Genomic DNA, 10,952 nt, shown 5'->3' on the forward strand with positions numbered 1-10,952 from the left:
GTCGGGGTCCGGGGCAGGGGCGTCGACCCGGATGGACAGGGTGTTCTGGCGGGTGTTGGACCAGGGGGAGATGGCGCCCTGCTGGTGGTGGGCGTCTCGGAATCGCGAGCCCGATCCGGGTGCGTCCTCTCGGAGCTTGAAGCGCGGGAAGCCCATCATCGAGCAGGGGAGTTCGCCGTCGGCGGCCATGATCCGGCCGAAGGTGACCGGGGTGACGGGCGGCAGGCCGGGGGCGTCCACCACGGACACCACTGCCACGTCGATTTCCGGGGCCGCGAACACGACAACGCCGTCCGCGCTCCACGCCCCGGGCTGGTCGGCCCGGAAGCGGAGGTGGACGGCAGTGGCCTCACGCACCACATGCGCGGCGGTGAGCACCGTACGGTCGGTGATCAGGTACCCCGATCCGCGTTTGCCCTTGCGTCCGCCATCGCCCGTCTCATACGTGACGATGACCTCCGCGACCCGGTCAGGGTCCAGACCCGCCATGCGATCTCCCTCCCGCCTCGCACTCTAAGGCCATCGCGCGGGGTGGGAGGGAGATGGGCGGTGCTCAGCGCGTCGAGAACGAGTGCACCGTCGTCGACCGGTATGTCTCTCCCGGCCGCAGCACCGTGGACGGGAAGCTGGGCTGGTTGGGCGAGTCGGGGAAGTGCTGGGTCTCCAGGCAGAAGCCGTCGCCCTGCCGGTAGACCTGCCCCGATGTGCCCGCCAGCGTCCCGACCAGGAAGTTGCCGGTGTAGAACTGCACACCCGGCTCGGTGGTCGCGATCCGCATCACCCGGCCCGACTCCGGCTCGCTGACCGTCACGATGTGTTCGGGACGGCTCGTGATGCCCTTGTCCAGGACGAAGTTGTGGTCGATCCCCTGCCCGTAGAGCACCTGCTGGTGCGCCTCGCGGATGTCCCGGCCGACCGCCTTCGACCGACGGAAGTCGAACGGCGTGCCGGCCACCTTGGCCAGTTCGCCGGTCGGGATGAGGGTCTTGTTGACCGGGGTGTAGCGGGAGGCGGCGATCTGGAGCCGGTGGTCGTAGATGGAGCCGGTGCCCTCGCCTCCCAGGTTGTAGTAGGTGTGGTTGGTGAGGTTGACGACCGTGGGCTTGTCGGTCGTGGCCTCGTAGTCGATGTGCCAGTCGCCCGCCGAGGTGAGGGTGTAGTCGACGCGTACCGTCAGCTTCCCGGGGTAGCCCATTTCGCCGTCGGAGCTGACCCGGCGCAGGGTCAGGCCGACGTTGCCGCCGTCCTCGAACGGCTCGATGGACCAGACGCGCTTGTCGAAGCCCTTGTCCCCGCCGTGGAGGCTGTTGGGGCCGTCGTTGACGGGGAGTTGGTAGGCGTGGCCGTCGAGGGTGAACTTGCCGTTCGCGATGCGGTTGCCGTAGCGGCCGATCAGGGCGCCGAAGTACGGGCTGCCGGCCACGTACGAGTCCAGGTCGGCGAAGCCCAGCGACACATTGGCCATGCGGCCGTGGCGGTCGGGGATCTCCAGGGACTGGACGATGCCGCCGTAGGTGAGTACGGAGAGCCGGGTGCGGCCGTTCTCGATCGTCCAGCGGTCGACCTTGGTGCCGTCAGCCAGCGTTCCGAAGTGTTCCTTCACCGCGCGTCCGCCGCCCTTCGCGTCCTTCGCGTAAGCCGTGCCCGTCCCCGTAGCGACGGCCGTGGCTGCCAGCCCGGCGGCCGCTGCCGCCGTCATCAGTGTGCGTCTGCTCGTGGTCATGTGCGGCTCCATCAGTAGTGGTGGGAGACGGACTTACGAACCGACCCTGCGCTTGTTCCAGATGTCGAAGCCCACCGCGGCGAGCAGCACCAGGCCCTTGATCACCTGCTGGTATTCGGTCCCGATGCCCACCAACGACATGCCGTTGTTGAGCACACCGAGCACCAGACCACCGATGATCGCGCCCAGCACGGTGCCGACGCCGCCGCTGGCCGAGGCGCCGCCGATGAACGCGGCGGCGATGGCCTCCAGCTCGAAGTTGAGGCCCGCGCTCGGGGTGGCGGAGCCCAGTCGGGCGGTGAAGACCAGGCCGGCGAGGGCGGCCAGCAGGCCCATGTTGACGAAGACCATGAAGGTGACGCGCTTGTCGCGGACACCCGACAGCTTGGCCGCGGGCTGGTTGCCGCCCAGGGCGTACACATGCCGTCCGACGACGGTGTTGCGCATCACGAAGCTGAAGATCACCATCAGACCCGCGAGGATCAGCAGACCCACCGGCGCGCCGTGCCAGCTGGAGAGGGTCATGGCGAAGGCCATCACCGCGGCCACGATCGCGGCGCACTTGACGTAGAACAGGCCGATCGGCATCACGTCCAGCTCATACGCCGCACGCTGCTGCCGGCCCCGCCACTCCTGCCAGACGGCCGCCGCGCACACCGCGAGGCCGATGACCATGGTGGGGTTGTGGTACTGCGTGTACGGGCCCATCTCCGGGATGAAGCCGATGCTGATCTTCCGGAAGCCCTCCGGGAAGGGCGACAGGGACTGTCCGTCCAGCAGGATCTGGGTGCCGCCGCGGAAGACGAGCATCCCGGCCAGGGTGACGATGAAGGACGGGATCCCGACGTAGGCGATCCAGAAGCCCTGCCACGCCCCGGCGGCCGCGCCGACCAGCAGGCAGAGGATGACCGCGAGTGGCCAGGGCACATCGTGGTTGACCATCAGCACGCCCGCGAAGGCGCCGACGAACGCGACCAGCGATCCGACCGACAGATCGATATGGCCCGCGATGATCACGATCATCATGCCGATCGCGAGGATCAGGATGTAGCCGTTCTGCTGCACCAGGTTGGTGACGTTGAGCGGCCGCAGCAGGATGTTGTCGGACCATATCTGGAAGATGACGATGATCAGCGCGAGCGCCACCAGCATCCCGTACTGGCGCACATTGGCCCGCAGGCTCTGCACCAGCAGCGTCCCGATGCCCGGGGAGCCGTCGTTCGGCGGTGGTGCCGCGCTCTTGGTGTCCTGGGTCGCCGTGCTCATCCTTCGTCTCCTCTGTCCCTGGTCATGTGGCGCATCAGAACCTCCTGAGTCGCCTCGGCCCGCGGTACCTCCCCGGTCAGCCGCCCAGCCGCCATCGTGTAGATCCGGTCGCACATTCCCAGCAACTCGCCCAGCTCCGAGGAGATGAAGACGACGGCCTTGCCCTGTGCCGCCAGGTCGTTGATGACCGTGTAGATCTCGTACTTGGCCCCGACGTCGATGCCACGGGTGGGCTCGTCGAGGATCAGCACCTCCGGACCCACATGGATCCACTTGCTCAGCACGACCTTCTGCTGATTGCCGCCGCTGAGCTTGCCCACCTGCTCGAAGACCGTGGGGGCCTTGATGTTCATGGTCTTGCGGAACCGCTCGGCCACCCGCGACTCCTCGTGCTCGTTGACCACGCCGCGGCGCGCCACCTTGGCCAGCGAGGAGAGCGAGATGTTCCGGCTGATGGTGTCGTCGAGGTTGAGCCCGTAGTGCTTGCGGTCCTCGGTGACATAGGCGATGCCGTGCTCGATCGCCTCCGGAACGGTGCGGGTACGGACCTCCTTGCCGTCGCGGTAGACCCGGCCGCCGGTGTACCGGCCGTAGGCGCGCCCGAAGACGCTCATCGCCAACTCGGTGCGGCCCGCGCCCATCAGGCCCGCGATGCCCACGATCTCGCCCCGCCTGACGTTCAGCGACACCCCGTCCACGACGTTGCGCTGCTGGTCGATGGGGTGGCGTACGGTCCAGTCCTCGATGGCCATGGCCACCTCGGAGGCGTCGTCACCCTCGTACGGGGTGCGCTCGGGGAAGCGGTTGTCGAGGTCGCGGCCGACCATCCCGCGGATGATGCGGTCCTCGGAGACCTGCGGCTCCGCCTCCGGCGTCTCGCGGACCACCATGGTCTCGATGGTCTGGCCGTCGCGCAGGATGGTGACGGAGTCGGCGACCCTGCGGATCTCGTTCAGCTTGTGCGAGATGATGATGCAGGAGATGCCCTGCGCCTTGAACTCCAGCAGCAGCTCCAGGAGTTTGCCGCTGTCCTCGTCGTTGAGCGCCGCGGTCGGCTCGTCCAGGATCAGCAGCTTCACCTCCTTGGAGAGCGCCTTGGCGATCTCCACGAGCTGCTGCTTGCCCACCCCGATGTCGGCGACCCGCGTCTGCGGCGACTCCGTGAGACCGACCCGCTTGAGCAGCGCGGTGGCGTGCTTGAGGGTTTCGTTCCAGCTGATCAGGCCGCCCTTGGCGTGTTCGTTGCCCAGGAAGATGTTCTCGGCGATGGACAGATAAGGAATCAGGGCCAGTTCCTGGTGGATGATGACGATGCCGCGCTGTTCGCTGGCCTTGATGTCCTTGAACGCGCACACCTCCCCCTGGAACTGGATGTCCCCTTCGTAGCTGCCGTGCGGGTACACCCCGCTGAGCACCTTCATCAGGGTCGACTTCCCGGCGCCGTTCTCCCCGCAGATGGCGTGGATCTCGCCCTCGCGGATGAGGAGGTTGACGTCGGACAGCGCCTTGACGCCGGGGAAGGTCTTCGTGATGGAGCGCATTTCGAGAATGTGGTTCATGTTCCCGGCCTCCATCCCTACTTCAGCTGGCCGGCGGTGTAGTAGCCCTCTTTTACGAGGAGCTGGGTGTTGGACTTGTCGATGCTGACCGGGTTGAGCAGATAGGCCGGCACGGTCTTCTTGCCGTTGTTGTACGACTTGGTGTCGTTGACCTGGGGCTTGCCGCCGGTCAGCTTCGCGGTGGCCATCTGGACGGTGGCCTTGGCGAGCTTGCGGGTGTCCTTGTAGACGGTCTGCGTCTGCTCTCCGCGGATGATGGACTTCACGGAGGCGAGCTCGGCGTCCTGACCGGACACGGCCGGGTAGGGCTTGTCCTTCGTGCCGTAGCCGACGCCGCGCAGCGCGGACAGGATGCCGATGGACATGCCGTCGTACGGCGAGAGCACGGCGTTGACGTCGGCGTTGCTGTACGCCGCGTTGAGCAGGTCCTCCATGCGGTTCTGGGCGGCGCTGGCGCTCCACTTCGCCGTGTACAGCTGGTTGAGCTTCGTCTGCTTGCTGCGGACGACGAGCCGCCCGTCGTCGAGGTACGGCTTGAGCACGCTCATCGCGCCGTTGAAGAAGTACCGGGTGTTGTTGTCGTCCGACGACCCGGCGAACAGCTCGATGTTGAACGGGCCCTTCTTGTCCCCCTTGTCCTTGGGCAGCCCGAGCTTGTTCACGAGATACGTGGCCTGGAGCACGCCGACCTTGAAGTTGTCGAAGGTCGCGTAGTAGTCGACGTACTTCGAACCCAGGATCAGCCGGTCGTAGGAGATCACCGGTATGTTCGCGTCATGGGCGCTCTGCAGCACGTCGGTGAGCGCGGTCCCGTCGATCGGCGCGATCACCAGCAGCTTGTACTGCTTGGTGACCATGTTCTCCAGCTGCGCCACCTGGGTGCGTACGTCGTCCTCGCCGTACTGGAGGTCCGTCTTGTAGCCCGCCGCCTGGAACTGCTTGACCATGTTCTTGCCGTCGGCGATCCACCGCTCGGAGGACTTGACCGGCATCGCGATGCCGATCGTGTTGCTGTTGCCGCCCTTGTAGCGGCTGCCGCCGACCGCCTCCTGACCGCAGGCGGTGGCGGTGAGCGAGAGCGTGAGCAGGGCGGCGAGTGCCGCCAAGGCTCGTACCGCTCTGGCCTTACGCATCATCATCGGGTCGTCCTTCCCTTGTGCGTCCGTGGCTCAGGATTCTTGGGGCGCAGGCTGTGACTGCGCCGCGGCGAAGCGCCGCAGCGCGCCGGGCAGCCGGGAGCCCAGCGGGGACATCCCGCCGTCCGCGCCCAGCCGGGCGAGCATGTCGAGCACGAGCCGGCCTCGGCGTACCCGCTCACGTGCGCTGTTCAGTGCGACATCGCGCAGCTGAGCGCCGTAGGGGTAGATGCCGGGGGACTTGCTGAGCCCGAACTTCAGGTAGATGGGGGCGCCGCGGCGGATCAGCTCGGCGGCGTCGTAGATGCGGACAAAGCCGCCCAGGTCATCGGGGGCCTCCACATAGAAGTCCATCGGCGCGCCGGAGACCCGGCGGATCTCGGTCAGGTGCTCCAGCGTAAGGTCCGACGGAATGTTGATGGAGTCGGCGCCCAGCTGCTCGTACACCGCGAACGAGGCCGGGTTGACCGGGCCGACCAGCGCGGACAGCTTGAAGGTGGTGTCGGCCGGCAGCTCGCCGCGCTCGCGCAGCTGGTGCAGCAGCCACAGCACACCCTCGTCCGCGACCAGCAGACACTTGACGCCCAGCGAGGCGGCGCGCAGCGCGTCCTCGACACAGCCCGCGACCGCGTCATGGCCGCGGGCGCGCAGACCGCCGCCGCGGGAGTCGGTGCGGGTGGCGGCGCCGATGTCCCAGGTGCCGCGCGGGCCGGTGAACAGGCACAGCTCGGCGTTGCGCTCGGCGCAGGACTCCACCATCTCGGTGATCTCGGAGTCGGTGAGCATCCATACGCCGCTGCCCTGGCTGATCCGGTGGATCGGCACATCGAGGCGGCTTGCCTCCTTGAACACGGTGGCCAGCGCCTCGGGCCCCTCCACGGAGGGGATCTCGGTGCGCCAGCTGCCGCCGTCCGGGAAGGAGTGCGGGGAGGCGTCGGCGGGGTCGGCGGCGGGTGCGGAGTGGCCGAGCGACGCGAGGGCCGCGTCGGCGGGGCGGCGGGGGCCGGAGGTGGTGGCTGAGGCGGCGGTCACGGTGCTCCTTGTGGAGTGATGGCCGGTGTTTCGGCGTCCGGCTGCTGTGCTGCCCGGCACGTCGTCGTCCGGGATTTCGAATGACATTCGGGTGATTGGGTACTTGAGGGTAAGTTCGGGTAATTGGGTGCACGCCGGTACGGGCCGTGTCAGGGCGGCCCGTACCGACGTGCGACTACGGGAGGCCCTGCGGGCGCAGCAGGACCTTGCCGACCTTGGGATCGCCGCTGCCGACCAGGTCGATCGCGGTGCCGAAGTCGGTGAGCGGCAGCTCATGGGTGACCAGCGGCAGCAGGGACAGCAGCCCGGCGTCGAAGACCCGCACGGCGTGCGCCCATGCGGCGGGCGGGGCCCCGAAGACCGTCTGCACCTCGAGCTGGCGCACCACCAGGTCGGTGGGGTCCAGACCCGCCGCGCCCGCCGCCGGGAGGCCGGTGAGCACGAGCCGCCCGCCGCGCCGCAGCAGCGCGGCGGAGTCCCGGGCCGCGGAGGCGGAGCCGGCCGTCTCGACAACGATGTCGTACGTCCCGGCCTCGGCCTCGGGCAGCGTGTCCGGGGTGTGGAACGCCGTCGCGCCGAAGGACCGCGACAGCTCCTCCCGGTCCCGGCGGATGTCGACCACCAGCAGCTCGGCGGGGGAGGCCGCGGCCAGGAACTGCACCGCGATCATGCCGAGGGTGCCGGAGCCGACCACCGCGACCCGCGCGCCCGGCTGGGCGTTCGCCTTGAGCGCGGCGGCCGCCACACAGGCGGCGGGCTCCAGCAGGGCGGCGGCGGAGAGGTCGGCGTTGTCGGCGAGCGGATGCAGCAGCCGGGCGGGGAGGGTGAGGGTGGTGGCCATCGCGCCCGGCTGGGTGAAGCCCGTCTCCTCGTACCCGGCGGTGCACAGCGTGGTGTCCCCGGCGTGGCAGCGGTCGCACACCTGGCAGTTGCGGAACCCCTCGCCGACCACCTTCCGGCCGACCAGCGCGGCCGGCACCCCGGCCCCGACGGCCTCGACCGTGCCCGACCACTCATGGCCGGGGGTGATCGGGTAGCGGACATACCCCTCGGGCCGGTTCCCCTGGTAGATCTCGCGGTCGCTGCCGCAGATCCCGGAGGCGTGCACCCGCACCCGCGCGTCCCCGGGCCCGGGCTCGGCCACGGGGCGGGTCTCCAGCCGGTGGCTGCCCGGCCCGTCGAGTACGAGGGCGTCCTCTGTTACGGGGGCGCCTTCTGTCACAGGGACGTCTTCTGTCACCGGGGCGCCTTCTCCTGGGGCGTCTTCTGTGCCGCTCACATCTGCTCCGTTCCTGCCCCGCCCCGGACGGGGGCCGGGTGGGCCCTCCCGCCGGATCCGCTGTCGTCTCCGCCGGGCGTGTTCTGCCCCCTCGCCGCCGCGGGAATCGCGTTCGTCCACCCCTTTGGCGCGGGTCGAGGGATTTCCCTATGCACTGATCGCGTTTACTCGCTGTCCGTCCCCTTGGGGTCCCGCTTCTCCCAGCCCTCGGCCCACAGGTCGAACCGGGCCTGCTGCTGCGGGAACTCGGCGGCGGCGTCGGTGTCCAGCTCGACGCCGAGACCGGGGGCGTGGGAGAGCTCGAAGTAGCCGTCCACGACCTGCGGGGCGCCCTTGACCACCTTCTTGATCTCCGAGTCGGCGAAGTCGTTGAAGTGCTCGAGGATCTTGAAGTTGGGCGAGGTGAAGCCGACCTGGAGGGAGGCGGCGGTGAGCACGGACCCGCCGACGTTGTGCGGCGCGACGAGCATGTAGTGGGTCTCGGCGGTGGCGGCCAGTTTGCGGGTCTCCCAGATGCCGCCGATGTGGCCGACGTCCGGCTGGATGATGTCCACGGCCTGACTCTCGAAGAGCTCGCGGAACTCGATGCGGTCGTGGATCCGCTCACCGGTGGCAACCGGGATGTCCACCTTGGCCGCGACCTTCTCCAGCGCCTTCAGGTTCTCCGGCGGCACCGGCTCCTCCAGCCAGGCCGGCTTGAAGGGGGCCAGCTCGTTCGCCAGGCGGACGGCGGTGGCGGGGGAGAAGCGGCCGTGCATCTCCAGCATCAGCTCGGCGTCCGGGCCGATCGCGTCCCGCACGGCCTCGATGAGCGAGACCGCGTACAAGGTCTCCTTGTGGTCGAGCTCGAAGTGCCCGGTGCCGAACGGGTCGATCTTCAGCGCCTTGTAACCGCGCTCCATGACCCCCTGGGCGGCCTTGTGGTAGGCCTCCGGCGTCCGCTCGGTCGTGTACCACCCGTTCGCGTACGCCTTGACCTTGTCGGTCACCTTGCCGCCGAGGAGCTGCCACACGGGCACGCCCAGCGCCTTGCCCTTGATGTCCCAGCAGGCCATTTCGACGCAGGCGATCCCCGACATCACGATCTCGCCCGCACGGCCGTAGTCGCCGTACTTCATCCGCCGTACGAGGTCCTCCACGGCGAAGGGGTCGGACCCGGCGATGTGGTTGGCCTCGGCCTCACGGAGGTAGCCGAGCAGCGCGTCGGTGTGGCCGAGCATGCGGGTCTCGCCGACGCCGGTGATGCCCTCGTCGGTGTGGACCTGCACGTAGGTCAGGTTGCGCCAGGGGGTGCCGACGACATGCGTGCTGATTCCGGTGATGCGCAAGGCGTTCTGCCCTTTCGCGAGTGGTGCGGTGTGTGTTGTTCGATATTTCGTCACACGTTCGAAATCCTGGCGTGACGGTAGCCACCGGGCGTAAGGGGTGTCAATGGCCATACGTCGAATGGTTGTCGAATGATTTTCACGTTTGTGTCGGGACCCGCGCGGGGCGACGGGCAGCTTCGTTGTCGAACAGATATCGGGGCGGGTCCCTGGGGCCTTCGCTCTCCGTGAGGTGCGCCCACGGTGAGCGACTGTGGGCAGCCGCGGGGCGATCAGGGGCTCTCGGCGCGCCGGGGAGTTCGGCGGCGCAAGGAGGCCGGCAACGGGAAGGGGGAGGGGGCCGGAGGCATCGTCGCCGTCCTGCCCAGGCTGTCACCGGCCGGCGGACGGTGGGGCGGTGGATGGTCGCCCGGAGCGGTAGATGCCGGTCCGGTTCGGGCCTTCCCCCCGCCCCCTCTTAAAAAATGCTTGCTCTACATCAAACGTTTTTCTGAGAGGGGGTGGGAGGAGGCCCGTAACCGGACTTCGTTTTCTCTCTCCCCCCGGCTCGGCGCGACGCCACCGGGAAGGGAACCGGGGCTGCTTCCCGCCGCCGCAACCCGCCGCGACCCGCCGGGCCGCCGGACGGCGACGGCGGTGTACCGCGCCTCCCCTTCCCGCTGCCGGCCGCCTTGCGCCGGAGGCGCGAGACGATGCCCGCACCCGCCGGAGCCGAATGCCGTCAGCGTTCTGGACCACAAGGGTGGCGCCAAGACCACGGGCGCGTTCACCGGTCTCCGCGAGGGGGCGGTGGGTGGATCGGGGTCGTCAGTGGCCGGTGGGCCCGTTCCAGTCGACGAGCTGGACGATGACGCCGTTGGGGTCGCGGACCTGGAAGGCGCGTTCGCCCCACTCCTCCTCCGTCAGCGGCATGGTGATCGTGACGCCCTCGGCGCTCAGGCGGGCCAGCTCGCCTTCGAGGTCTTCGACGACGAAGGCGAGGATCAGACCGGTGGCGTGCTCGTCGCGCTGGTCGGCGGGCAGGGTCTCCAGCCCGCGGCGCAGAAAGATGACGTTCATGTCGAGGCCGTCGCGGGTCAGGGACGCGAAGCCGTCGGCGGCCATCTGCTCGTGAAAGCCGAAGTGCTCGACCAGGAAGGCGCTGGAGGCGGGGACATCGTCGACGTTGAGGGACACGGCACAAGAGGTGACCTTCACAGGCTCTCTCCTCACAAGATCGTACTCGCTCAGTTTTCTCTATACACAGTACATCGTACTGCGTATAGAGATTAAGTGCCTATGGCGGTCCGGGCCCCGCCTGGTACACCAGAGTCATGACCGCCGACGACCCCACCACGCTGCCCGGCCTCGTCGAGGAGCCCAGCGCTCCGCGCCGCCGCGTCACTTGTCGTATGTGCGGGCGGCCGTTGCGCGGGCGTGAGGCGCGGCTGTGGGGGCTGGGGGATGAGTGTCGGGCGAAGCTGGCGGTGCGCAGTGCGCCGAGGCCGCCCGCGCATGAGGTCGAGCAGGAGACGCTGCCGGGGATCTGACGGGACGCGCGCCGCCGTCAGCGCGCTGCGCGCTTCTCCCACTCCGCGCGGTCGCGTGCGTAGACCTCGTCCGGCGCGAGCAGATCCGTCGCGCCGGACGAGG

At 68.8% G+C, this 10,952-nt stretch carries 10 protein-coding genes; 1 reads left to right on the forward strand and 9 read right to left on the reverse strand.

Features of this window, described 5'->3' with window-relative positions:
- The 9 genes from CCN51_RS30725 to CCN51_RS30765 form a co-directional block, all read right to left on the reverse strand.
- Window positions 1–489, reverse strand: a 489-nt coding sequence (locus tag CCN51_RS30725) for a trypsin-like peptidase domain-containing protein (RefSeq protein WP_211303267.1), incomplete at its 3' end; no start/stop codon positions are given.
- 64 nt (window positions 490–553) lie between these two features.
- The gene (locus tag CCN51_RS30730) at window positions 554–1,723 is read right to left on the reverse strand and encodes an aldose epimerase family protein (RefSeq protein ID WP_078610656.1); all 1,170 of its coding nucleotides are present in this window, start codon (window positions 1,721–1,723) and stop codon (window positions 554–556) included.
- Window positions 1,724–1,756: 33 nt separating this feature from the next.
- On the reverse strand, window positions 1,757–2,989 hold the full coding sequence (gene mmsB, locus CCN51_RS30735) for a multiple monosaccharide ABC transporter permease (RefSeq protein ID WP_014180001.1): 1,233 nt from the start codon (window positions 2,987–2,989) through the stop codon (window positions 1,757–1,759).
- A complete protein-coding gene (gene mmsA / locus CCN51_RS30740; RefSeq protein WP_043491745.1) occupies window positions 2,986–4,548 on the reverse strand; it encodes a multiple monosaccharide ABC transporter ATP-binding protein in 1,563 nt (520 codons plus the stop codon). Before mmsA ends, mmsB begins: the two co-directional genes overlap by 4 nt.
- Before the next feature lie 17 nt (window positions 4,549–4,565).
- Window positions 4,566–5,681, reverse strand: coding sequence for a multiple monosaccharide ABC transporter substrate-binding protein (gene chvE / locus CCN51_RS30745; protein ID WP_043491748.1), 1,116 nt, complete (start codon window positions 5,679–5,681; stop codon window positions 4,566–4,568).
- Between the two features lie 36 nt (window positions 5,682–5,717).
- Entirely contained in the window at window positions 5,718–6,716 is a 999-nt protein-coding gene (locus CCN51_RS30750) for a hypothetical protein (protein WP_014180004.1), read from the reverse strand.
- A 175-nt stretch (window positions 6,717–6,891) separates the two neighbouring features.
- Window positions 6,892–7,938: a zinc-dependent alcohol dehydrogenase gene (locus CCN51_RS30755; RefSeq protein ID WP_014180005.1), complete on the reverse strand. Its 1,047-nt coding sequence runs from the start codon at window positions 7,936–7,938 to the stop codon at window positions 6,892–6,894.
- A 221-nt stretch (window positions 7,939–8,159) separates the two neighbouring features.
- Complete coding sequence (locus tag CCN51_RS30760) at window positions 8,160–9,323, reverse strand: mandelate racemase/muconate lactonizing enzyme family protein (protein ID WP_014180006.1); 1,164 nt, start codon at window positions 9,321–9,323, stop codon at window positions 8,160–8,162.
- A gap of 804 nt (window positions 9,324–10,127) precedes the next feature.
- Window positions 10,128–10,517, reverse strand: a complete 390-nt coding sequence (locus CCN51_RS30765; RefSeq protein WP_014180007.1) for a VOC family protein — start codon at window positions 10,515–10,517, stop codon at window positions 10,128–10,130.
- 116 nt (window positions 10,518–10,633) lie between these two features.
- Between CCN51_RS30765 and CCN51_RS30770 the strand changes: the two genes are divergently transcribed.
- The gene (locus tag CCN51_RS30770; RefSeq protein WP_014180008.1) at window positions 10,634–10,849 is read left to right on the forward strand and encodes a DUF6011 domain-containing protein; all 216 of its coding nucleotides are present in this window, start codon (window positions 10,634–10,636) and stop codon (window positions 10,847–10,849) included.
- Window positions 10,850–10,952 lie beyond the last annotated feature (103 nt).

The sequence above is a fragment of the Streptomyces milbemycinicus genome, assembly GCF_002154605.1.
Classification (GTDB): domain Bacteria; phylum Actinomycetota; class Actinomycetes; order Streptomycetales; family Streptomycetaceae; genus Streptomyces; species Streptomyces milbemycinicus.